At 55.0% G+C, this 22349-nt stretch carries 19 protein-coding genes and 4 pseudogenes; 8 read left to right on the plus strand and 15 right to left on the minus strand.

Annotated elements, in window-relative coordinates; translation table 11 throughout:
- Window positions 1-34: 34 nt before the first annotated feature.
- From gshB to JCM2850_RS03935, 5 genes and pseudogenes are all read right to left on the minus strand, one after another.
- Window positions 35-967 (minus strand): glutathione synthase, encoded by a 933-nt coding sequence (gshB, locus tag JCM2850_RS03915; protein WP_025869910.1) that lies wholly within the window; start codon window positions 965-967, stop codon window positions 35-37.
- Between the two features lie 37 nt (window positions 968-1004).
- Window positions 1005-2282, minus strand: a complete 1278-nt coding sequence (gene gshA / locus JCM2850_RS03920) for a glutamate--cysteine ligase (RefSeq protein ID WP_025869912.1) — start codon at window positions 2280-2282, stop codon at window positions 1005-1007.
- Window positions 2283-2804: 522 nt separating this feature from the next.
- A pseudogene (locus tag JCM2850_RS16890) lies at window positions 2805-4197 on the minus strand (ammonium transporter).
- 10 nt (window positions 4198-4207) lie between these two features.
- Entirely contained in the window at window positions 4208-4546 is a 339-nt protein-coding gene (glnK, locus tag JCM2850_RS03930) for a P-II family nitrogen regulator (protein ID WP_025869913.1), read from the minus strand.
- A gap of 66 nt (window positions 4547-4612) precedes the next feature.
- Entirely contained in the window at window positions 4613-5413 is an 801-nt protein-coding gene (locus JCM2850_RS03935) for a TorF family putative porin (RefSeq protein WP_025869915.1), read from the minus strand.
- 252 nt (window positions 5414-5665) lie between these two features.
- Here JCM2850_RS03935 and JCM2850_RS03940 point away from each other — a divergent pair, with 252 nt between their 5' ends.
- The 8 genes and pseudogenes from JCM2850_RS03940 (at window position 5666) to JCM2850_RS03970 (ending at window position 15342) form a co-directional block, all read left to right on the plus strand.
- Entirely contained in the window at window positions 5666-5908 is a 243-nt protein-coding gene (locus tag JCM2850_RS03940; RefSeq protein WP_025869916.1) for an accessory factor UbiK family protein, read from the plus strand.
- A 1-nt stretch (window position 5909) separates the two neighbouring features.
- Window positions 5910-7399: pseudogene (locus JCM2850_RS16895) on the plus strand (YifB family Mg chelatase-like AAA ATPase).
- A gap of 127 nt (window positions 7400-7526) precedes the next feature.
- Window positions 7527-8606, plus strand: coding sequence for a VIT1/CCC1 transporter family protein (locus tag JCM2850_RS16900; protein ID WP_036265546.1), 1080 nt, complete (start codon window positions 7527-7529; stop codon window positions 8604-8606).
- Window positions 8607-8795: 189 nt separating this feature from the next.
- Window positions 8796-12581, plus strand: a complete 3786-nt coding sequence (metH, locus tag JCM2850_RS03955) for a methionine synthase (protein ID WP_025869917.1) — start codon at window positions 8796-8798, stop codon at window positions 12579-12581.
- An 85-nt stretch (window positions 12582-12666) separates the two neighbouring features.
- Entirely contained in the window at window positions 12667-14052 is a 1386-nt protein-coding gene (gene mpl / locus JCM2850_RS03960; protein ID WP_025869919.1) for a UDP-N-acetylmuramate:L-alanyl-gamma-D-glutamyl-meso-diaminopimelate ligase, read from the plus strand.
- 53 nt (window positions 14053-14105) lie between these two features.
- Complete coding sequence (locus JCM2850_RS16905) at window positions 14106-14762, plus strand: hypothetical protein (RefSeq protein ID WP_369384821.1); 657 nt, start codon at window positions 14106-14108, stop codon at window positions 14760-14762.
- Window positions 14750-15031, plus strand: a complete 282-nt coding sequence (locus tag JCM2850_RS23790) for an energy transducer TonB (RefSeq protein WP_369384822.1) — start codon at window positions 14750-14752, stop codon at window positions 15029-15031. The genes JCM2850_RS16905 and JCM2850_RS23790 overlap by 13 nt, the downstream gene beginning before the upstream one ends.
- A complete protein-coding gene (locus tag JCM2850_RS03970; RefSeq protein ID WP_025869921.1) occupies window positions 15028-15342 on the plus strand; it encodes a (2Fe-2S) ferredoxin domain-containing protein in 315 nt (104 codons plus the stop codon). The genes JCM2850_RS23790 and JCM2850_RS03970 overlap by 4 nt, the downstream gene beginning before the upstream one ends.
- 44 nt (window positions 15343-15386) lie before the next feature.
- Here JCM2850_RS03970 and JCM2850_RS16910 read toward each other — a convergent pair.
- The 10 genes and pseudogenes from JCM2850_RS16910 to JCM2850_RS04010 form a co-directional block, all read right to left on the minus strand.
- A pseudogene (locus tag JCM2850_RS16910) lies at window positions 15387-15850 on the minus strand (HIT family protein).
- Between the two features lie 161 nt (window positions 15851-16011).
- Window positions 16012-16560 carry an NADPH-dependent FMN reductase gene (locus JCM2850_RS03980; protein ID WP_025869923.1) on the minus strand — a complete coding sequence of 183 codons (549 nt, stop codon included), beginning with the start codon at window positions 16558-16560 and terminating at the stop codon, window positions 16012-16014.
- Between the two features lie 118 nt (window positions 16561-16678).
- Window positions 16679-17335, minus strand: coding sequence for a pyridoxamine 5'-phosphate oxidase family protein (locus JCM2850_RS03985; RefSeq protein ID WP_025869925.1), 657 nt, complete (start codon window positions 17333-17335; stop codon window positions 16679-16681).
- A 437-nt stretch (window positions 17336-17772) separates the two neighbouring features.
- Window positions 17773-18822: an FAD-dependent monooxygenase gene (locus tag JCM2850_RS16915; RefSeq protein WP_199898247.1), complete on the minus strand. Its 1050-nt coding sequence runs from the start codon at window positions 18820-18822 to the stop codon at window positions 17773-17775.
- Window positions 18807-18998: an NAD(P)-binding protein gene (locus JCM2850_RS21760; protein WP_199898248.1), complete on the minus strand. Its 192-nt coding sequence runs from the start codon at window positions 18996-18998 to the stop codon at window positions 18807-18809. The genes JCM2850_RS16915 and JCM2850_RS21760 overlap by 16 nt, the downstream gene beginning before the upstream one ends.
- Window positions 18998-19642: a transporter associated domain-containing protein gene (locus JCM2850_RS16920; protein ID WP_369384838.1), complete on the minus strand. Its 645-nt coding sequence runs from the start codon at window positions 19640-19642 to the stop codon at window positions 18998-19000. The genes JCM2850_RS21760 and JCM2850_RS16920 overlap by 1 nt, the downstream gene beginning before the upstream one ends.
- Before the next feature lie 114 nt (window positions 19643-19756).
- Window positions 19757-20307: pseudogene (locus JCM2850_RS22390) on the minus strand (CNNM domain-containing protein); the annotation flags it as partial.
- An 18-nt stretch (window positions 20308-20325) separates the two neighbouring features.
- Entirely contained in the window at window positions 20326-21330 is a 1005-nt protein-coding gene (gene lipA, locus JCM2850_RS04000) for a lipoyl synthase (RefSeq protein WP_025869926.1), read from the minus strand.
- Window positions 21327-22001, minus strand: a complete 675-nt coding sequence (gene lipB, locus JCM2850_RS04005) for a lipoyl(octanoyl) transferase LipB (RefSeq protein ID WP_025869928.1) — start codon at window positions 21999-22001, stop codon at window positions 21327-21329. Before lipB ends, lipA begins: the two co-directional genes overlap by 4 nt.
- Window positions 22002-22044: 43 nt before the next feature.
- Window positions 22045-22347: an HP0495 family protein gene (locus JCM2850_RS04010; protein WP_439645847.1), complete on the minus strand. Its 303-nt coding sequence runs from the start codon at window positions 22345-22347 to the stop codon at window positions 22045-22047.
- Window positions 22348-22349: the final 2 nt, after the last annotated feature.

Raw genomic sequence — 22349 nt, forward strand, 5'->3', positions numbered from 1 at the left:
TTTTTATTACTGCACCGATATGTGTATGGTGCTTCTAGGAGTGCTGTTCCAGCCTATCCATAAATACCGCCGCAGGCTGGCAATCAGTCTGCGCCGCAATCTCCACCATCCCAGTCGGGCTGGTCACATTGATCTCGGTCAGGTGTTCACCTATCACATCCAGACCCACCAAGAACAAGCCCTTAGCCTTGAGTACCTTGCCCACGGTGCTGGCAATCTCTAGATCGCGCTCGCTGAGCGGCTGGGCAACACCTTTGCCACCCGCAGCCAGATTGCCACGGGTTTCCCCCTGTTGCGGAATGCGTGCCAGCGCATAAGGTAAAGGCTCACCATCAATCACGATAATGCGTTTGTCGCCCTCAGTGATAGCCGGGAGATAGCGTTGCGCCATAATGGTCTGGGCGCCATAGCGGGTTACAGTTTCTAAGATAGCGCCAAGGTTAGGGTCGCCTGTACGCAGGCGGAACACGCCGCTACCGCCCATGCCATCCAGCGGTTTCACCACAATATCTTCCTGCTCTGCAAGAAATTGGCGGATCAGCGCTTGATCGCTGGTTACCATGAAAGTGGGGACAAACTGCGGGAAGTTAAGTACTGCCAGTTTCTCGTTCCAATCACGTATAGATGAAGGATTGTTATAGACCTTGGCCCCGGCCTTGACTGCCTGCTCCAGCAAGTAGGTGCTGTAGAGGTATTCATTATCAAAGGGCGGATCCTTGCGCATGATGATGGCATCAAAGGCATTAGGCGCGTGTTCTTCCTTTGCGCTTAGCGTATGGCTGCCATCGGCATGCAGCTGTATGCCTTGCACCAGGATGCGTGGCTGATCATGCCGCAGAAACAGGTCATGCTGCATGGATACATACAAGGCATGACCGCGCCTGGCGGCCTCCCGCATGATGGCCAGGCTGGTGTCCTTATAGGGCTTGAGCTGATCCAATGGGTCGAGAATAAAGACTAGGCGCATGCGGTTTCCTGATGTTTTTCCGGGAGTGATTACCTGATCATTGATCAGGGTCAGTTTCCTGTAGCTCAATCGCGGCCGCCAGCAAGGCCAGGCGTGCGACTACGCCATAAGCATAGAAGCGATTAGGCACTGCATCCGGTGCTCCGGCACAGTCTGGCGTTGAGCATGGGGTCTCGAAGGCCAGCGGTTCAAAGTGCATGCCTGGTGCATTGAGGTTTTCGTCCACGCCGCGCGAGGTGTGCACGCGGTAGAAACCACCCACCACAAAGTGATCCATCATATACACCACAGGTTCGGCCACGGCTTCATTCAGGTGCTCGAAGGTATACACCCCTTCCTGCAAAATCACTTCGCTGACCTTGAGGCCTTCCTTGATTACCGACATCTTGTTGCGCTGTTTGCGGTTAAGGTCCAGCACATCTTCCGGGCTTTTCACGGTCATGATGCCCATGCCATAAGTGCCAGCATCAGCCTTAACGATCACAAAAGGCTCTTGCGTTACGCCATATTCCTCATATTTGCTGCGTATTCGTGCCAACAGTGTTTCCACCTTGGCTGCCAGCCTGTCCTCGCCCACGCGGGCATGGAAATCAAGCTCGGTGCAGGTATCAAAATACGGGTTGAGCAACCAGGGGTCTATATCAATCAGCTTGGCAAACTCGGCAATCACGCGGTCATAGGCTGCAAAATGCTGTGACTTGCGTCGCGTTGCCCAGCCTGCATGCAGGGGTGGAATCAGCGATTGTTCCAGGTTTTGCAGAATCTCGGGAATGCCGCCGGATAAATCGTTGTTGAGCAGAATGGCGCAACTATCAAAATTATCCAGCACCAGGCGGTTGCCCTTGCGCTGCACTGGCTCCAGCAAGATGCTATGACCATCGTGGGTTTCCAGGAAGGTGGGCTCGGTAATATCGGGCGAGATGCTGCCTATGCGCACTTCCAGCCCAGCCTGGCGCAGGATATGGGTCAGGGCATAGACATTGCGCAGATAAAAGGTGTTGCGGGTATGGTTTTCCGGAATCACCAACAGACGGCGCGCATCTGGGCAGATTTTTTCCACTGCCACCATGGCCGCTTGGATACACAGCGGCAGGAAGTCAGGGTTGAGGTTGTTGAAACCGCCGGGGAACAGATTGGTATCAACAGGTGCCAGCTTGAAACCAGCATTGCGCAAATCCACCGAAGCATAAAACGGTGCGCCGTATTCCAGCCATTGACTGCGGAACCAGTGCTCAATCTTGGGCATGCTTTCCAGCAGGCGTTGTTCCAGCGTGAGCAAGGGGCCGTTCAAGGCCGTGGTGAGGTGGGGAACCATCATAAGGAGTAAAACCTTGAGCCATAAGAGTAGCCGATAATTTTAGCCTAACGGCAAACAAAGGGCGAAAAAAAGGGCGCTATTCGCGCCCTGAGGAGGAGGAGATAATGCATAAAACTAGGCATAAGATGTTCAGGGGTCTTGCGACTTACGAGCACATTACGCTTGCTTAAGTATTAGCAATAGCCGTGCCAACTTTTTAGGGGGATTAGGCGCGGTTTTTTGGCTGGCATAGGCTTTTGATGTCAGCGTATGGTGCAGCGCTGCCCCTTTTGGGTGCATGGCTCTGTTGAGCCTGAGACAGATGGCATTCATGAGAGAGTAATGCTTCAGACAAGGCATAGCAGCGTAGCTAAAGAAACGCAGCTAAAGCATGGCAGTCTTTGCTTTTGACGCAGCCTCAAAGGCTAGCAGGACAAATAAAAACGGGCGCTTGTGCGCCCGTTTTTTTGAGGTTTCTACTTTGAGATCTCTGCTTTTGAGATCTCTGCTGATCAGGCTGGTGGCCTGATCGCGTCTCGCTTAGTAGTGGTAAGCGCGCTCACCATGTTCTGCAGTATCCAGGCCCTCACGTTCAGCTTCTTCGCTGACACGCAGACCAATCACCAGATCCACAATCTTGAACAGGATGTAGCTACCGATACCGCCCCAGACGATGGTTACACCAACAGCCACCGCTTGTGCGTACAGTTGGCTACCCATGGTGGTGCCTTCTTCGTAGCCTACGCCACCGAAGTCTGCACTCATGAGTATGCCTGTACCAATTGCACCGATCAGGCCAGCCACACCGTGAATGCCGAACACATCCAGGGAGTCATCGTAGCCCAGCTTGGCCTTGAGGCTGGTCACTGCCCAGAAGGCAATCACACTGGCAACAAAACCAAGGACGAGGGAACCAACAGGGCCTAAGAAGCCGCAAGCCGGAGTGATGGCAACCAGGCCAGCAACCGCACCGGAAACCGCACCCAGCAAGGAAGGCTTACCCTTGAACAGCCATTCAGCAAACAACCAGCCCAGCACCGCCGCCGCAGTGGCAGCCTGAGTGTTGATCAAGCCAGGCCAGCAACACCATCAGCAGCAAGTTCAGAGCCTACGTTGAAACCGAACCAGCCTACCCACAGCATGGAAGCACCAATCATGGTCAGCGTGATGCTGTGCGGAGGCATGGCTTCCTTGCCATAACCCAGGCGCTTGCCAACTACAATCGCACCCACCAGCGCAGCAATACCAGCATTGAGGTGAACTACAGTACCGCCAGCAAAGTCAGCAGCACCCAACTCGCCGAGGAAACCACCGCCCCATACCATGTGCGCAATCGGGATATAGATGAAGGTGACCCACAGTGCCAGGAAAGCCAGCACAGCGGAGAATTTCATGCGCTCAGCAAAGCCACCGACGATCAGCGCCGGGGTAATCGCAGCAAAAGTCAGCTGGAAGGTGATGAACACATATTCAGGAATCGTGCCGCCATCCAGCAGGGTGTCAGGCGTAATGCCCTTCAGCAGAGCCTTGCTGAAGCCACCGATGTAGCTGTTGAGGCTGCCGCCATCGGTAAAGGCCAGGCTATAGCCATAGACCACCCAGATGACAGACATCAGCGCGGTGGTCACAAAGACCTGCGTCAGCACAGACACCATATTCTTGGTACGTACCAGACCGCCGTAGAACAATGCAACGCCAGGGATGATCATCGCCAGCACCAGCACGGTGGCCACAATAGTCCAGGCCGTATCACCTGCGCTCAACACAGCGGCAGGTTCTGCAGCGGGGGCTGCTTCTGCAGGTGCGGCCTCAGCAGGTGCCACTTCGGCAGCAACAGGTGCATCAGTAACGACAACAACTTCTTCTTCTGCCAGGCCAGGCCGTTGAAACCCAGTACACCCAGCAAAGCAAGCGTGGAGAGAATTTTTTTCATGACATACCCCTTAAAGCGCGTCGGCGCCGGTTTCACCGGTGCGGATGCGGTAGACCTGCTCCAGGTTGAAGACGAAAATCTTGCCGTCACCAATTTTGCCGGTGGTGGCGGACTTTTCAATGACTTCGACGACCTGGTCGAGCAATTCGTCTTTGATGGCGACTTCTAGTTTTACCTTGGGCAGGAAATCCACCACATATTCGGCACCCCGGTATAACTCGGTGTGACCTTTCTGGCGTCCGAACCCCTTGACTTCGGTAACGGTGATGCCTTGAACCCCAATCGCGGACAGAGCCTCGCGTACCTCGTCAAGCTTGAAGGGCTTGATTATCGCGGATACAAATTTCATAGTTGCCTCCTCATGTTAAAACAAGAAGGCAAGGCCAACGCCCTGCCTTCGGTCAAACCTGTTTTCTTAGAAAGTCTTTTGAACGAAGAAAGTCCAGTTTTCCTTACCGGAGAAGACCGGGCCATAAGTAAAGGCACCACGATCTGCATCGGTGTCAGTGTAGTAACCACCGACCACTACGCCGTTGTCCCAAGCCTTGCTCAAGCCGAGCTTCCAGTCAGTATAATCAAAAACGCTAGGGCCATTACCGAATTCCTGACGACCCACGTGGGCAATAGCGCTCAGGCCAGTGTCACCCAATGGGATTTCTGCAGTCAGATCGATATAGCTAGCACCACGACCTTGGAAACCGAAAGCAGACTTGCTTGGGGACCAGGAGTACTTAGCGGAAACCCACTTGTAGGACAGGCCACCGTAGATTTCAGTAGTGTCAGCGTTGTAGCTACCACTGTAGGAGTTGCGACGACCAGGATAGATGTATTGCAGTACACCTACATCATAGGAAATGCCAGTTTCGCCGATTTCAGCGGTGTAACCACCGTAAACGTCCCATTCCATGCTGGAGCTGTTGTAAGCACGGTCACCGCCAGCGCCATCAGCACCGGTATCGGCCAGCCAGCTGATGCTGGAAGCCCAGGTACCAGCGTAGAAGCCGCTGGAGTGCGAGTAGTCCACGCCACCTTGTACCGCAGGACGGTCACCGGATTGGCTGGTACCACGGAAGATGTAGTTGCTGGTCAGACCAATGTTGTAGGTCACAGTATGTGGTGAGGTTGGTTCTGCAGCTGGAGCAGCTTCTTCGGCCATGACAGCGGCAGGTGCTGCAAAAGTGCCAAGGATGGCGGCAAGTAGAAGCGAAGTACGCATGATTTACCCTTTCAAGGTTTAAAAATAAAACGGCAACGAAAACTCTGCACTGGGTAATAAGCAACAGGTGTGCCATAATTACAACAATCAATAAAATCAAATACTTATTTAATTTTGTGCAGGTTTTTCACCGTTTTTTATTGCATTGAGGATAGAAAAACCTCGGTAAGTGATTGAGTTACTTGTATTTAGTGAAAATAAATGCCGCTGGAAACCTGTTAAACTGGCCGGGTTTTTTCGAGGAAATTTCGCATGAGCGCCAAAATAATTGAAGATTTATCAAATAAAATCAAAGAGATGTATTCTTCTGTGCCAGCGGAGGGCATAGAGCGCAATTTAAACGCACTGTTACAGGGCGCATTCACCAAACTGGAGCTTGTTTCGCGTGAGGAGTTTGAGGTGCAGGCAGAAATACTGCGCAAGACCCGCGCCCAGCTTGAAAAGCTGCAATTGGAAGTGACTGAGTTGGAAGCCAAGGCAGGGATTAAGCACTGATATGGCGCTGGCGGTGTTGCACAGCAGGGCACTGGCGGGCATGGATGCCCCGGAAGTCGCTGTGGAAGTGCATCTCGCCAATGGCTTGCCCAGTTTTACCATCGTTGGTTTGCCCGAAGCCGAGGTCAAGGAAAGCAAGGACAGGGTGCGTGCCGCCTTGCAGACCGCCCAATTTGAATTTCCCGCCAGACGTATTACCGTCAATCTGGCTCCGGCAGACCTGCCCAAGGAGAGCGGGCGCTATGACCTGCCTATCGCCCTGGGCATACTGGCCGCCTCAGGTCAGATACCCACAAAACATCTAGATCGCTATGAAATTGCCGGGGAACTTGCGCTGACTGGGGCTTTGCGCGGTGTGCGTGGCAGCCTGGCCATGATGTTGCAAGCCAGGGAAAGCGGTCGGGCATTTATTCTGCCCCAAGATAGTGCGCAAGAAGCTGCTTTGGTCAAAGGTGCCAGCGTGCTACCTGCAAGCTCATTACTGCAGGTATGTGCACATCTGGCGGGGCAAGAGTCGCTACCCGCGCTGGAAGCTGCCATTCCGACCAGGCTCATGGCTTATGCCGACCTTGCCGAAGTCAAAGGGCAGCGCCAGGCCAAGCGCGTGCTGGAAATTGCGGCCGCTGGTGGGCACAGTGTGCTGCTGTCCGGGCCGCCAGGGACAGGCAAATCCATGCTGGCGGCACGACTGATTGGCCTGTTGCCCGAGATGACAGAAGAAGAAGCGCTGGAATCCGCTGCGCTGCAATCACTGACGCGGGATTTTGCCGCAGAAGAATGGGGCAGGCGCCCTTATAGAGCACCGCACCATACTGCCTCTGGTGTGGCGCTGGTGGGTGGTGGTGCCAATCCCAAGCCCGGAGAAATCTCCCTGGCGCATCATGGCGTATTGTTTCTGGATGAATTGCCCGAGTTTGATCGCAAGGTCTTGGAAGTCCTGCGCGAACCGCTGGAAAGCGGGCATATCAGTATCTCGCGTGCCGCACGTCAGGCTGATTATCCAGCGCGCTTCCAGTTGGTGGCCGCCATGAACCTTGCCCTTGTGGTTATCTGGGCCACTACAATGGCCGTTGCCGCTGTACGCCAGATCAATTGCAGCGTTATCGTGGCCGTATCTCTGGCCCGCTGCTGGATCGTATAGATTTACATGTGGAAGTGCCTGCCCTGAGCGAGGATGAGTTACTGGCTGCCGCACAAGGCGAGCCCAGTGCCATTATACGCACCCGTGTACAGGCGGCACGCGATATTCAGGTGCAGCGGCAGGGCTGCGCCAATCATGCGCTGGGCAGTGATCAAGTCGAAAGCCTATGCCAGCCTGACGAAGCCGGGCGTGCTTTACTCAGGCAGGCCATCAGCCGCCTCGACCTTTCCGCCCGCGCTTACCAACGCATCTTGCGTGTTGCCCGTACTATCGCCGATCTGGCCGCGGCACCTGCCATCAACAGCACCCACATTGCCGAGGCCGTACAATACCGTCGCATGGGCTTGTGATCTTATAGGATGTACCTCGTCTAGTACTTTGCAGCAAAATAGCGAAGATCGTCATAAGGACAGCCTGCCATCATATCTGTCTATCATCAGCAATACCCTCACTATAGAAAGAAAGGCTTAGCCTGAGATGCCCCAAAGCGATGCCCTGCAACACTGGCGCGAAGAGCAGCGCTCGGAATATCTCTACCGCCAACTGGCAGTACGTGAGCCAGATGCGCGGATTGCCAGCATGTTTGCCGAGCTGGCGGATGCCAGTGCCAGCCAAGCGCTCACCTGGCAGCAACTGATAGAAAGCGAGGGTGGTGTAACGCCTGCGTATACGCCGGATGGCAGAACCCGTTTGCTGACTGCCATGTTGCGGCTATGGCAGCCTAGGAAATTGCATGGCTTGTTGGCCGCCAGCAAAGTGCGTGGACTTTCGGTGTATACCCATTCCGTGGCAGGGCATGAGCTGGCAGAACATGCCATGCCCAGCAATGTGGCGGAAGTTGGTGGACGCCATCGCACTTTGGGCAATAACGGCGGTTTGCGCGCGGCAGTGTTTGGCGTCAATGATGGCCTGGTTTCCATCGCCTGTCTGGTGCTGGGGGTGGCAGGTGCCAATGCGGGCGCGTCTATGATTTTGCTAACTGGCGTAGCGGGTTTACTGGCCGGGGCATTTTCGATGGCAGCAGGAGAATATGTCTCCATGCGTTCGCAACGCGAATTGTTTGAATACCAAATAGCACTAGAGCGCGCCGAACTGGCGCAATACCCGGAACAAGAAGCCGCAGAATTGGCGCTGATCTACCAGGCGCGTGGCCTGGATGCGGCAGAAGCACAACGTCTGGCGGCAAAAATGGTAGCGAACCCAGTACTGGGCTTGGATGTGCTGGCGCGGGAGGAATTGGGCCTCAATCCGGATGAGCTGGGCTCACCGTGGTGGGCAGCGGGTACATCATTTGCGGCATTTATGCTGGGCGGGCTGGTGCCATTGCTACCCTGGCTACTGGAGCAGCAAATACAGGCAATCGGTGATTATGTGGGCTGGCAGTTGCAAGCCTTGTGGCTGGCGATAGCCTTGACCGGGGTGACCCTGTTTGCGGTTGGCGCAGCATTGGCCTTGTTCAGCGGCCGTTCCCTGCTGTATGGCGGTGCGCGCATGCTGAGCATAGGCGCTGCGGCTGGCGCTGCCACCTATTTCATAGGCGTGTTATTTGCCATCTGAATACGGCACCAAGCTAGGGCTTTTCCTTGCTTAAACATAGTGAGACTTACCCTTGCTGCAAGCTCAGCAGGGCGATGAATTCGGTAAACCCTGAGTCTACGCATAGGCTTAGCGCCCCAGCTGTTTTATAATCACGCCCTGAATATCCACTGCCTGGCGGCAAAGCAATCGCCAGCGATAAGGCTCTGCATGACACGACACACAATTTCCCCGACTGAAACCCTGCTGCGCGAGATTCTGGCCCAACGCATCATGATTCTTGATGGCGCCATGGGCACCATGATCCAGCAGTACAAGCTGAGCGAGGAAGATTATCGCGGCGGCCCCAAAGGGCGCTTTGCCGATTTTGCCGCGCCCGAGGGCGAGCGTGAGCTGTTTGTCAAAGGTAATAACGAGCTCTTGACCTTTACCCAGCCTGCCATCATTCAGGAAATCCACGAGAAATACCTGGCCGCAGGTGCCGATATCATAGAGACCAACACCTTTGGTGCCACCAGTGTGGCGCAGGACGATTACTTCATGTCCGACCTGGCCTATGAGATGAACGTGGAGGCTGCCAAGCTGGCGCGTGCCGCCTGCGATAAATACTCCACGCCAGACAAGCCGCGTTTTGTCGCTGGCGCACTCGGCCCCACGCCCAAGACCGCATCCATTTCGCCTGATGTCAATGACCCGGCGGCGCGCAATATCAGCTTTGACCAGCTGGTGGCCTCTTATCACGAGCAGACCCGTGGCCTGGTGGATGGTGGTGCGGATATTTTGATGGTGGAAACCATCTTCGATACCCTCAACTGCAAAGCCGCCTTATTTGCGATAGACCAGTATTTTGAAGAGACTGGTAAACGTCTGCCCATCATGATCTCGGGCACAGTGACCGATGCCTCTGGCCGCATACTCTCAGGCCAGACGGTCACTGCGTTCTGGAATTCCGTACGCCATGCGCGGCCGCTGACCATAGGCCTGAATTGCGCACTGGGTGCGGCCCTCATGCGGCCTTATGCCGAAGAACTCAGCAAGATTGCTGAAACCTTTGTCTGCATCTACCCCAACGCTGGTTTGCCCAACCCCATGTCGGATACCGGCTTTGACGAAAAGCCCGCCGATACCTCGGCCTTGCTCAAGGAGTTTGCCGAGAGTGGTTTCGTCAATATCGCTGGCGGCTGCTGCGGCACCACACCACCGCATATCGCGGCGATTGCAGAGACTGTGCGCGAGATTGCCCCGCGTCAGATTCCCGAGATTCCGGTGGCGACTCGCCTGGCAGGCCTGGAGCCGTTCACGATTGATGAAGATTCGCTCTATGTGAATGTAGGCGAGCGTACCAATGTCACGGGCTCCAAGGCGTTTGCGCGCATGATCCTCAATGAGCAATATGAGGAAGCCCTCGTGGTCGCGCGGCAGCAGGTGGAAAACGGCGCGCAGGTGATCGATATCAATATGGATGAAGGCATGCTGGATGCCATCCATGCCATGACGCATTTCCTTAATCTGGTGGCATCCGAGCCGGATATCGCCCGTGTGCCCATTATGATTGACTCTTCAAAATGGACCGTGATTGAGGCTGGTCTCAAGTGCGTGCAGGGCAAATCCATCGTCAACTCCATCTCGCTGAAAGAGGGCGAGCCTGAGTTTCTGCGTCAGGCGGCGCTATGCCGTCGCTATGGCGCTGCTGTCATTGTCATGGCTTTTGACGAGACCGGGCAGGCGGATACCTTTGAGCGCAAGATTGAGATTTGCAAGCGTGCCTATGATTTGCTGGTGGAAAAGCTGGATTACCCGCCTGAAGACATTATCTTTGACCCGAATATCTTTGCCGTGGCCACAGGCATAGACGAGCACAATAATTACGCGGTGGACTTTATCAATGCCACGCGATGGATCAAGGAAAACCTGCCGCATGCGCGTATCTCCGGCGGGGTTTCCAACGTCAGCTTCAGCTTCCGTGGCAATGAAGCAGCGCGTGAGGCAATTCATACCGTGTTCCTCTATCACGCCATACAGGCAGGCATGACCATGGGCATCGTCAACGCTGGCATGATAGGCGTGTATGACGATCTGGACGCGGAATTACGCGAGCGCGTTGAGGATGTGGTGCTGAACCGCCGCCCCGATGCCACCGAACGCATGATAGAAATTGCCGCCACCTTAGTGGCAGGCGGCAAAAAACAGGAAGCCAACCTCAACTGGCGCGGCACTGCGGATAACCCGGTCACCGTACAAAAGCGCCTGGCGCATGCCATGGTGCACGGCATCACCGAATTCATCGTAGAAGATACCGAAGAAGCCAGACAGGCCGTGATGGCCGAGGGCGGCCGTCCTATTCATGTCATCGAAGGCCCGCTGATGGATGGCATGAACGTGGTCGGTGATTTGTTTGGGCAGGGCAAGATGTTCCTGCCACAGGTGGTGAAATCCGCGCGCGTCATGAAGCAAGCTGTGGCGCATTTGATTCCGTTCATTGAGGAAGAAAAGCGCGCCGAAGAAGAACGTACCGGCATCGTTGCCAAGCCCAAGGGCAAGATGGTGATTGCCACGGTCAAGGGCGATGTGCATGACATAGGCAAGAATATCGTCTCGGTGGTGTTGCAGTGCAATAACTTCGAGGTGGTGAACATGGGCGTGATGGTGCCCTGCTCCGAGATTCTGGAACAGGCCAAGGCCACGGGCGCGGACATCATAGGCTTGTCTGGCCTGATTACGCCCTCGCTGGAAGAAATGGCACATGTAGCGCGTGAAATGCAGCGCGACCCTTACTTCCATGGCATACGCATGCCCTTGCTGATAGGCGGTGCCACCACTTCACGCGCGCATACCGCGGTGAAGATTGCCCCGCATTACGATGGCCCGGTGATTTATGTGCCGGATGCCTCACGTTCGGTATCGGTAATGCAGTCTCTGCTGACGCCTGAGCAGCGTGATGCCTATATCGCCGATATCAACGCCGATTACGAGCGGGTCAGGGTGCAGCACGCCAATAAAAAGGGCGTGCCCATGCTTAGCATTGCGGAAGCACGCGCCAACAAGACCAAGCTGGAATTCAGCGGCGAATATGCGCCTGTGAAGCCCAAATTCATAGGCCGTCGCGTGTTCAAGAATGTTGATCTGGCAACCATCGCCCGCTATATAGACTGGGGCCCGTTCTTCCAGACCTGGGATTTGGCCGGGCCTTATCCTGCCATCCTCAAGGATGAAGTGGTGGGCGAAGCAGCGACCAAGCTATTTGCCGAAGGGCAAGCCATGCTGAAGAAAATCATTGAAGGGCGCTGGCTCAGTGCCAGTGGCGTAGTGGCACTGCTGCCCGCCAATAGCGTCAATGAGGACGATATCGAGATTTACACGGATGATAGCCGCAACGAGGTGGCTTTCACCTACTACGGCATGCGCCAGCAAACCCAGAAGCCCGTGGTCAAGGGTGAGCAGCGTCCCAACCAGTGTCTGGCCGATTTTATTGCGCCCAAGGCTTCTGGCATCGCTGACTATATTGGCATGTTTGCTGTCACTGGCGGCCTGGGTATAGAGAAATACGAACAGCGTTTTGAGGCCGAGCATGACGACTACAGCAGCATCATGTTGAAATCGCTGGCTGATCGTTTGGCTGAAGGCTTTGCTGAGTATTTGCACGAGCGCGTGCGTACCGATCTCTGGGGTTATGCCGCCGATGAAGCCTTGAGCAATGAGGCCTTGATTAAGGAAGAATACCTGGGCATACGTCCTGCACCAGGATATCCAGCCTGCCCGGATCACACAGTCAAGCCGGATATGTTCAATGTGATGAAGTGCGAAGAGGTGGGCATTACGCTGACGGATTCGTTTGCCATGATGCCTGGGGCCGCAGTGTCAGGCTTCTATTTTGCGCATAGGGAATCGCGCTATTTCAGCGTGGACAAGATAGGTGAGGATCAATTGCTGGATATGGCACAGCGCCGTGATTTACCCAAAGAATATCTGGAGCGCTGGCTGGCCCCCAATCTATAAAGCGTTGTTGATGTGCCTGGCGGAATTAGCCCACTGCCAGCACAAGCCGCTGCTAGAATAACCCCAATTCAAGAGATTGCGCTTTATGCATATACACATCCTAGGCATTTGCGGCACCTTTATGGGTGGCATTGCCGTGCTGGCCAAAGCCGCTGGCCATCGAGTCACCGGCTGCGATGCCAATGTCTACCCGCCCATGAGCACTCAGCTGGAGTCTCAGGGCATAGAGCTGATCGAGGGCTTTGGCCCCGAACAGGTTTCGCTCAATCCTGATATTTATGTCATCGGCAATGTGGTCTCGCGCGGCAACCCGCTGATGGAAGAAATTCTCAACCGTGGCCTGCCTTATATCTCAGGCCCGCAATGGCTGGCAGAGAACCTGCTCTACGCTGGGCCTGGCCGGGAAGCGAAGTGGGTACTTGCGGTAGCGGGCACTCACGGCAAGACCACTACCAGCTCCATGCTGGCCTGGATACTGGAATATGCCGGGCTGGCCCCAGGTTTCCTGATTGGCGGCGTACCACATAATTTCGGTATTTCCGCCCGTCTGCCTGGCGTGCCCACGCAAGATGCCAACAGCGTTTCACCCTTCTTTGTGATTGAAGCCGATGAATATGACACGGCCTTCTTCGACAAGCGGTCCAAGTTTGTGCATTACAGGCCGCGTACCGCCATTCTGAACAATCTTGAGTTTGATCACGCGGATATCTTTGCTGACCTGGCCGCGATTGAAACCCAGTTCCATCATCTGGTGCGCACTGTGCCGCAGAATGGCCTGGTCGTCGCCAATGGTCGTGAAGAAAGCCTGCAGCGCGTGATTAAACGTGGTTGCTGGAGTGAAGTGGCTTACTTTGGCAGTGACTGGCAGGCTGAAGATGTGGCGGCAGATGGCAGCTTCAGCGTCAGCCTGCAAAATCAGGGGCAGGGCAGGGTCAACTGGAGCCTGCTCGGTGAACACAACCGCATGAATGCGCTGGCGGCGCTGGCAGCAGCACGGCATGCCGGGGTCGCGGTCAGCACAGGTATAGAGGCATTGTCCGCTTTCCAGAACGTCAAGCGTCGCATGGAAATTCGCGGCGTAGTGAATGACATCACTGTCTATGACGATTTTGCCCACCACCCCACCGCGATTACTACCACGGTGGCAGGTCTGCGCGACAAGGTAGGCAGCGCGCGTATCCTCGCGGTGCTGGAGCCACGCTCCAACACCATGAAACTGGGCGTGATGAAGCAAGCCCTGCCAGCCAGCCTGCGCGATGCTGACCAAGTGTTTTGTTATGGTGCCAACCTGGGTTGGGATGCCGCCGAGGCCTTGCAGCCCATACAACACAAATCAGCGGTGTTTGATGAGCTGGCGGTACTGGTAGAAGCCATTGTCGCGGAAGCCAGACCCGGAGATCATATTCTGGTGATGAGCAACGGTGGTTTTTGCGGTATACATCAGAAACTGCTGCAGAGGCTGGCGCAGTGAGCTTGAGCCATGCATGGTCGGGGCCAGGAGGCCTAGTCTCCAGGCTAAAAGCGATGAGCGTGCTGGGCTGGGCCTTGCTGCTGTCGGCGATTGTGCATGTGATTCTGATTTTGGCGATCAATTTCGATGCGCCTGATCTCAAGTTCATCAAAGACCAGATCACTATGATGGATGTGGTGCTGGTGAATGCCAAGACCGAGTCCAAACCCAAGAAAGCCGATGCCTTGGCCCAGGCCAATCTGGATAGAGGCGGCAATACTGATCTGGATAGGCAGATGAAAACAGCGCTGCCGCCGCCCAGCAAGAAAAAATCTGATATCTCGCCCAAGCAGGCAGCCGAAGCGGCAGCCGCTTCACGCCCTGGTCAGCAATCTGATGAGCAGCGGCAACAGGACAAAGTCGCGGAACTGGAGCGCCAGGCGCAGGAATTGATGACGCAGCTCAATGCGCAGAAAAGGCTTGAGTCTGCGCCCGCGCAGAGCGCAGCCACGGCCACGCCTGACCAGGGCCAGCAGCCTGATGCGCCGCGTAATTTCAATGCTCATGATCTGGTAGCCAGCAGCATGGATATTGCGCGCATGGAGCGCAGATTGCCAAGCAGCAGGATGAGTATCAAAAGCGCCCCAAGCGCAAGGAGCTGGGGGGGCGTACCCAGGAATATAGGTTTGCCACCTATGTCGATGCCTGGCGGCAGAAAGTGGAGAAGATAGGTAATCTCAACTACCCCGAAGCTGCCAAGGAGCAAAAGCTCTATGGCAAGTTGGAGCTTTCGGTGGATATCCGCGCCGATGGCAGCATAGAAAAAATCCGCATTACACGCAGTTCCGGCCACAAAGTACTGGATGATGCCGCCAAGCGAATTGTTGAACTGGCAGCGCCATATGCGGCGTTCCCCGAAGATATCCGCAAGGATTTCGATATCATAGGCATTACCCGTACCTGGACCTTCACCAAGGAAGATAGCCTGGCTACCCAATGAGCGCTCACTTCGAACACCACGTATTTTTCTGCCTCAATCAACGTGAGGATGGCCGTAGTTGCTGCGGTAATCAGGGGGCAGAAGCGGCCTTTGATCATATGAAATCTCGCATCAAGGCACTCAAGCTCAATGGACGTGGCAAGGTGCGCGTCAACCGTGCTGGTTGCCTGGATCGTTGCAGTGATGGCCCTTTGCTGGTGATTTACCCGGCAGCGGTGTGGTACCACTTCGATACGCCCGCAGATATAGACGAGATCATAGACACGCATATCCAGCAGGGGCGTATCGTCACGCGCCTGCAAGTCGAGTAAGGCGCAAGCTTTTTCGCGGAATCATGGCACTGGCGCTAGCCAGATCAAAGCCCCATATCCACCACTTGATTACCTAGATCCAGACGGCTGGCGATCGCGAGTTTCAAGGATTGCGCCAGCTTAGGGTCCAGCCCATGCGGCAAAGATTCACGCTTGCTGCTGCCCCAAATGGGATTAGGAAAGTGGCGGTCGCGCTTGAAGCGTGGAATCACATGCCAATGCACATGGGGCGTCATATTGCCCAGGCTGGCGAGATTGATCTTTTCTGGCCGCAATACTTCACGCACCGCTTCCTCTACGGCAAATACCACCAGCATCAAGTGCTCACGCTCCCCAGTCGGCAGGTCAGTCATTTCCTTGATATGGCGATTGAGGATGACACGGCAAAAGCTGGATAGTCCTGATCTTCCACCCGCACCACGCGGCACAGGCTATCCTGCCACAGCAGCTCCCCGCCAGCGGTGGTACAGAGTTCACAGGTGTTGTTATAGAAAAGTTTTCTGCTCATGGTGCGGGGGGGATTCCTGACGGGTATGGAGCGTATGTTCCATACAGCTGTTGTGCTTATGTCAGGAATTATAAAGAAATGCTAAAAATGAAGCCAGGCAAGTACATGAGCTATCGCGAAATTAGGACAGTCGGTGGGGATGCCAAGCGACTATCCAAGCCTTAAGATTGAGCAAATTTTGCAAATCCTTGCAGAAATTTCTGCAGATTCTGCCGCGGTTCATCTGTTAAGCGACCTTGATCATCAAATGCCTGCGGCGCACGCGATAACAGCAAGCTGCCCCCAGCCCAGGTGCGGGTGCCCAAGGCATGTAGCACGCTGAGCCAGGCATCTTGCGATAAGGCAGTACCAAAGCCGGAAGGCGTGGCGCCGATTAAGGCAAAAGGACGGTTCTGGAATAACGCTGCCATCTCTGCTGGCGGCCGCGATAGCCAGTCTATGGCATTCTTGAATACCCCGGGAATGCCATGGTTGTACTCGGGCGTGGCGAGGATGACGCCATCGCTGGCCAGAATCTTTTGCTTGAGCGCTGTGACTTCGGCAGGGATGCCGCTGGCTTGTTCCAGGTCGCCATCATAAAGCGGAATACCATGCAGCGTAGCAACGCTCAACTCCACTCCAGGCAACTCTAGTGCTTGCCCTGCATGAAGCAAGGCGGTATTGAGAGACTGCTTGCGTAAACTGCCGGAAATGCCGAGTAATTTGACCATGGGGTCTCCTGGTTGTGCTGATGAATTGCTAGCGGTTGCAGAGTTGGTTTGATGGCCCCGGGCTGTTTTAGTTTTCTAAGGTCACGTTTTAGTTGGCATCAGCATTCTGGCCGAGTGCTTAGCCTTTACCTTCTGCCACCTTGCTCATGTATTGATCGAAATCAATGATGCCGCCCAGGGCTGCCACTTTTTCACGCTCAGCGTCATGCAGTACATCTTGCACCACATCAAGTCGCTTCCATTGCGGTGGTGGGGTTTCACAGTGTGGCTGTGGCACATAAGGTGATGCCTGCACGCGCTGGTGTTTATGGATGTAACGCGGGCAGTTGACGAAGATATTCTCCAGCTTGACCCGTACCACCAGCTCAGCCTCCTGGTATTCCGCCAGTAATGGGTCCTGCGGATCTATGCTGGCAGTGCCATGCACACGCACGCGATGCGGTGTTTCAAAATCAATGAACAGCATGCCGATTTTGGGGTTGAGCGTGAGATTGCCCATGGAAAGATACATGCTGTTGCCATCCAGGCTGGGGAAAGCCAGCGTGGTTTCATCCAGAATCCGCACAAAACCAGGCGCGCCGCCTTTGTGCGAGCAGGTGGGGAAGCCGTTGTGATCTATGGTCGAGAGGAAGAAGAAATCACGGCTGGCAATAAAGCCCGCATGTTCTGGCGGTATGGTCGGCGTAACAATTAATTCCTCCACACGGTCTGCCATGGCGACCCCGTCAAAATGCTCCTGCCATGCGCGATGTTGCGCACCGTAAAGCTTGCTCATTATGTTCTCCTCAGGACTCTATCTTGATTTTGTGATGGGGTTTACTGCTCGGTATAGCTACATGTTAGTGACAACAGATCACTAGCGTCAACCTGCTTTGTGAAGAGAAAAAGCTAAAGGCAAAAGAAAATAAAAAATAACAATAAAATAATTTTATATTGCTTATTGTTTTATTTTTTAGTCAATTGTAAACTGCGGTTCTTGGTGATGCGCTTGCCTAGCGTGTGCCAAGGCGGTGTCTCTCTCATGCATAGGATGGGCGGAGATAGCGCAAGGTCATCGCTCAGTCGTATGACCGTTTTTACAGCCGCGAACGATAACCCCTGTCCTTCGCGGCTTTTTTTTGTCTATTGAACTAGCAAATGGCTAGAAATGGCAGTAGCTAAGAGGTAAAAACTCCAAGGGTACTGCTGCAATTCCCTGAAGTGATCAGAGCATCAGGGTTTGAGCCAATCACGCAATGTCTGCAACGGTGGGGGCAGCTTGGGCGGCTGACCTAGTGCATAACGCATGACCTCGCGTTTGAGCGGGCCGGGATGGTTGGCAAGTCTGAGGCCGATATTACGCAGTACCTTGAGTGGGGCAATATCGTTGCTGAAGCCGTAGCTAAAGGCATCCATGCTGCGCTGCATCACATGATTAGGCCACAGACGCTGACGTTCGTAGCCCTGCAGCAAGGCTACATTGTTGATATTTTCTCCGCGTTGCCAGGCCGTCAGCAAAACGTTGGCAAGTACGTCTACATCCTGGAAACCCAGGTTAACGCCCTGGCCTGCAAGCGGATGTATGGTGTGGGCTGCATCGCCAACCAGTGCCACACCCTGGCGTACATATTGCTGGGCATGATTGCGTGTCAGGCTGAAGCTGCCACGTTGCAGCAAGCCCGTAATTTCGGGCAGGGCGCGGGGAAACTGCTGGCGGAAGGCATCCAGCAGGGCGTCATCGTCCAGTGCCAACAAACGTCTGACTTCCTGCGGCTGTTGATACCAGACCAGAGAGGCGTAATCGCCGGGCAGTGGCAACAAGGATTGCGGGCCAAAGCGGGTAAAACGTTGCCAGGTGATATCACGTGGGCCACCCTGGATGCTGACAGTGGCAACCAGGGCTTGCATGGAATATTGCAGACTGTTGAGCGCAATCCCAGCGGCGCTACGCACGCGCGATTGCGCGCCATCCGCACCTATCAATAAGGCAGTGTGAAATTGTTGCCCACTTGCAAGCGTAATGGTGCTGCCCGCAGCCGCGTAATCAATACGTGCAATTTTATCGGGGCAAAATACGCTGACATTGTCATAGGCTGCCAGTGTCTGCAGGCAGGCCAGTTGTACCAGGCGATTTTCGACGATATGGCCGAGGAAAGGTGCATCAATCTCGGCAGCGTCAAATAGTGTGCCCTGATCCTGGCGTTGCTCCCACACCTGCATACGCTGGAAAGGCGCGCTGCGCATGGCGAGAATTTTGTCCCAGGCACCTATTTCTGCCAACAAGTTGATGGAGGCAGGCTTAAGGCCGATACACGCAGGTCTGGCGGGCTGTTTGGGTCAAACTCGGCAGGCGCATAGGTTTCCAGCAGCGCAATGCGCATACCGCTGGGGGCCAATTTAGCCGCCAGCACGCTACCTACCATGCCGCCACCGACGATAAAGATATCGACCGTTTGCATTATTCGCTGACCTGGCGTGGATGTATGCGTACCAGAATGATGCGCGGGCCGTTCATTTTCTTGATGACAATATCAAAGGCGCCGAAGGAAATGCTGTCGCCCTCCTTGGGGATATCTTCCAGCTTGGACAACACCAGGCCGCCCACTGAATCAACTTCATCATCGTTGTCTATTTCTACGCCCAGCGCACGCTCCAGCGTAAAGATGGGCAGGCTGCCCTTACCTATCAGCGTGCCATCATCCAGCTTGGTCCAGTCGTTCTGGCTCTGACGGAATTCATCACGAATTTCACCCACCAGTGCGCCCAGCATATTGTCCAGGGTAATAAAGCCCAAAGGCTCCTGGCCTTTGCGGCCAACAATGGCGAAATGACTGGCCTTGCCTTCACGGAAGCGGCGGAACAGTTCAATGGCGGGCATGTCAGGTGCGACAAACGGCGCGGGATGAATATACCGCCCCAGGTCTTGCAGTTCTTCTGCTTCAAACTTGGCAAGGAACAGGCTCTTGAGGTGGATCACGCCCTTGACCTTGCCGTCCAGTTCAACAAAGGGATAACGGCTGTAACGGTGCTGCGAGATAATTTCCAGATTCTGTTCCAGCGTGTTTTCGGCAGAGAGCGAGATGGCCTCATTGAATGGACGCATCAGGTCAGCGACTTCCAGATCGCTGAAATCCAGGGTATGGGCGAGGATATTCCACTCGTCCTTGGTCAGTTCCTCTGAAGCACGGCTGCTGCGCAGTATCAGTTTCAGTTCATCGGCAGAGTAGTGTGCATCACTGGCGTGACCCGTGCTCAGGCCTACCTTGTGCAATATCCAGTTGGAGCTTTTATTCAGCACCCAGATGGCGGGGTACATCAGCCAATAAAAGGCATACAGCGGTGCGGCAGTCCACAGGCCCACCTGTTCAGCCTGGCGTATAGCATAGATTTTGGTGCCAGCTCGCCCAGTACGATATGCAGGTAGGAAATTGTGAAAAAGGCAATGACAAAGGAAATGCCGTGGATGATTTCCGGGCTATCCACCCCAGCCTGATGCAATAGCGGCTCCAGCAACTCGGCAAAGGCAGGCTCGCCCACCCAGCCCAAACCCAGAGAGGCCAGGGTGATACCTAGCTGACAGGCGGACAAGTAGGCATCCAGCTGCCCGTGTACCTTGGCAAGTATCTGCCCGCGCCAACCCTGGGTCTTGGCAATCGCGCGCACGCGGGTTTGCCTGAGCTTGACCAGGCCAAACTCAGCGGCCACGAAAAAGCCGTTGAGCAGTACCAGGAACAAGGCCAGCAGGATAAGAAGTAGGTTGCTTTGCATAATGACGGGTATGGTGGCCTAGAAGCTGACTCCGGCGTTTTGCGCCTGGTGATCTGCATGGTAGGACGAGCGCACCATGGGGCCGCAGGCCGCCTGGGTGAAGCCCATGGCCAGCGCCTGTTGCTCAAATTCAGCAAAACGCTGTGGTGTGACAAAGCGTTTGACGGGTAAATGGTGCGGGCTGGGTTGCAAGTATTGGCCCAGAGTCAGCATGGTGACATTGTGCGCACGCAGGTCACGCATCACTTCAAGAATTTCCTCGTCGGTCTCACCCAGGCCCAACATCAGGCCAGATTTGGTGGGTACTTCAGGATGCAAGCGGCCAAATTCCTTGAGCAGGTCCAGCGAGTTTTGATAATCAGAGCCTGGGCGCGCTTCACGATAAAGCCTGGGCACGGTTTCCAGATTGTGATTCATGACATCGGGCGGTGCTGCCTTGAGTATCTCTATGGCGCGGTCTAGACGTCCACGGAAGTCAGGCACCAGAATCTCCACCTTGATCTGTGGCGAGTGCGCGCGCACCGAGGCTATGCAATCAACAAAATGCTGGGCACCGCCATCGCGCAAGTCGTCCCTGTCCACGCTGGTGATCACAACATATTTCAGGCGCATCTGCGCAATGGTGCGGCCCAGATTTTCTGGTTCCTTGACGTCAGGCGGCAGCGGCTTGCCGTGAGAAACATCGCAGAACGGGCAGCGCCGGGTGCAGATGTCGCCGAGGATCATGAATGTGGCGGTGCCACCACTGAAACATTCGCCTATATTGGGGCAAGAGGCTTCTTCGCACACGGTGTGCAGGTTATTCTCGCGCAGGACTTGTTTGATTTCCTGGAAGCGCGCACTGTCTGGCACTTTCATGCGTATCCATTCCGGCTTGCGCATGGCAGGCACGGGAATGATCTTGATCGGGATACGCGCCATCTTTTCGGCGCTGGTTTCCTTGACGCCCGCTACCTTGCGCGGTGGGGCATCAATAGCTGAGGTGCGTGCGACGCGTTCTATGCCTTCGCTTATTTCTGTCATAGGGTCTTCTCGGTGAGGCATTCAGTATAGCCTAAAGCCTCGGTCAAATTATGAAGCAGCTGCTGGGCAGCCGCCTGTGGTGTCAGTGTCAGGCCCAGGTCTCGCGTCTGCGTCACTTGCAAGCCTTGGTAGCCGCAAGGGTCTATCGCCAGAAAGGGGGCGAGATCCATGTCAATATTGAGAGCCAGTCCGTGATAACTGCGTTGCTGTTTGAGGCGCAAGCCCAGGGAGGCAATCTTGGCGCCTTGCACATAGACGCCGGGGGCATCTGCACGTGCTTCTGCCGCGATGCCATGACTTGCCAGCAGACTGATGATGGCGTTTTCCATGGCACTGACCAATTGGCGTACAGTCAAGCCACGGCGCTTGAGGTCTATCAGCACATAGATCACTACCTGACCGGGGCCATGATAGGTAATCTTGCCGCCTCTATCCACCTCCAGCAGCGGGATATCGCTGCGGCTGGGCGGTCGCACATCGCGGCGATTCAAGCCCAGGGTATAAATCGGCGCATGCTCGGTCAGCCATAGTTCATCCGGGCTATCGTCATCACGGGTGCTGGTATAAGCCTGCATGGCCTGCCAGGTGGCTGCATAGTCAGTCAGGCCGAGCGTGCGGATGATGAGGCCAGGCGCAAGTGGCGCCCCAGCCTGCGTTAATGCAGTACTCATGCTTGAAGGATAGCTACTGGTAGCGCAAGTGACGGTTGTGGTATCAAAGCACGTATTTCACTTTGGGGTGCGAGGTCAGCGCACGATAGATATCGTCCAGCTGGGGCTTGGATTCCACACTCACCGTGCAGGTCAGGCTGACATATTTACCACCTGTGCTGGCACGCATTTCTATGCGGCTGGCATCAAAGCTGGGCTCATGTTGCTGAATCAGACCCATGACCAGGTTAGCGAATTCTTCATGCGATTCACCCATGACCTTGATCGGGAAATCACAGGGGAATTCCAGCAGGGTTTCTTCTTCCGAGCTGCTTAAAGTGCTGATGTCTTTGATATTGTCATTCATAT

The sequence above is a fragment of the Methylobacillus glycogenes JCM 2850 genome, assembly GCF_000617925.1.
In the GTDB taxonomy this organism is placed as follows: Bacteria; Pseudomonadota; Gammaproteobacteria; order Burkholderiales; family Methylophilaceae; genus Methylobacillus; species Methylobacillus glycogenes.

Bases quoted from the DNA above. Each gene is read 5' to 3' on its own strand.
- JCM2850_RS04010 (WP_439645847.1), bottom strand. From the start codon at position 22,347: ATGAATGACAATATCAAAGACATCAGCACTTTAAGCAGCTCGGAAGAA.
- mpl (WP_025869919.1), top strand. From the start codon at position 12,667: ATGCATATACACATCCTAGGCATTTGCGGCACCTTTATGGGTGGCATT.
- glnK (WP_025869913.1), bottom strand. From the start codon at position 4,546: ATGAAATTTGTATCCGCGATAATCAAGCCCTTCAAGCTTGACGAGGTA.
- JCM2850_RS03985 (WP_025869925.1), bottom strand. From the start codon at position 17,335: ATGAGCAAGCTTTACGGTGCGCAACATCGCGCATGGCAGGAGCATTTT.
- JCM2850_RS03980 (WP_025869923.1), bottom strand. From the start codon at position 16,560: ATGGTCAAATTACTCGGCATTTCCGGCAGTTTACGCAAGCAGTCTCTC.
- JCM2850_RS16920 (WP_369384838.1), bottom strand. From the start codon at position 19,642: ATGCGTCCATTCAATGAGGCCATCTCGCTCTCTGCCGAAAACACGCTG.
- lipB (WP_025869928.1), bottom strand. From the start codon at position 22,001: ATGAGTACTGCATTAACGCAGGCTGGGGCGCCACTTGCGCCTGGCCTC.
- JCM2850_RS21760 (WP_199898248.1), bottom strand. From the start codon at position 18,998: ATGCAAACGGTCGATATCTTTATCGTCGGTGGCGGCATGGTAGGTAGC.
- JCM2850_RS03935 (WP_025869915.1), bottom strand. From the start codon at position 5,413: ATGCGTACTTCGCTTCTACTTGCCGCCATCCTTGGCACTTTTGCAGCA.
- gshB (WP_025869910.1), bottom strand. From the start codon at position 967: ATGCGCCTAGTCTTTATTCTCGACCCATTGGATCAGCTCAAGCCCTAT.
- JCM2850_RS16900 (WP_036265546.1), top strand. From the start codon at position 7,527: ATGCCCCAAAGCGATGCCCTGCAACACTGGCGCGAAGAGCAGCGCTCG.
- JCM2850_RS03940 (WP_025869916.1), top strand. From the start codon at position 5,666: ATGAGCGCCAAAATAATTGAAGATTTATCAAATAAAATCAAAGAGATG.
- gshA (WP_025869912.1), bottom strand. From the start codon at position 2,282: ATGGTTCCCCACCTCACCACGGCCTTGAACGGCCCCTTGCTCACGCTG.
- JCM2850_RS03970 (WP_025869921.1), top strand. From the start codon at position 15,028: ATGAGCGCTCACTTCGAACACCACGTATTTTTCTGCCTCAATCAACGT.
- JCM2850_RS16905 (WP_369384821.1), top strand. From the start codon at position 14,106: ATGAGCGTGCTGGGCTGGGCCTTGCTGCTGTCGGCGATTGTGCATGTG.
- lipA (WP_025869926.1), bottom strand. From the start codon at position 21,330: ATGACAGAAATAAGCGAAGGCATAGAACGCGTCGCACGCACCTCAGCT.
- metH (WP_025869917.1), top strand. From the start codon at position 8,796: ATGACACGACACACAATTTCCCCGACTGAAACCCTGCTGCGCGAGATT.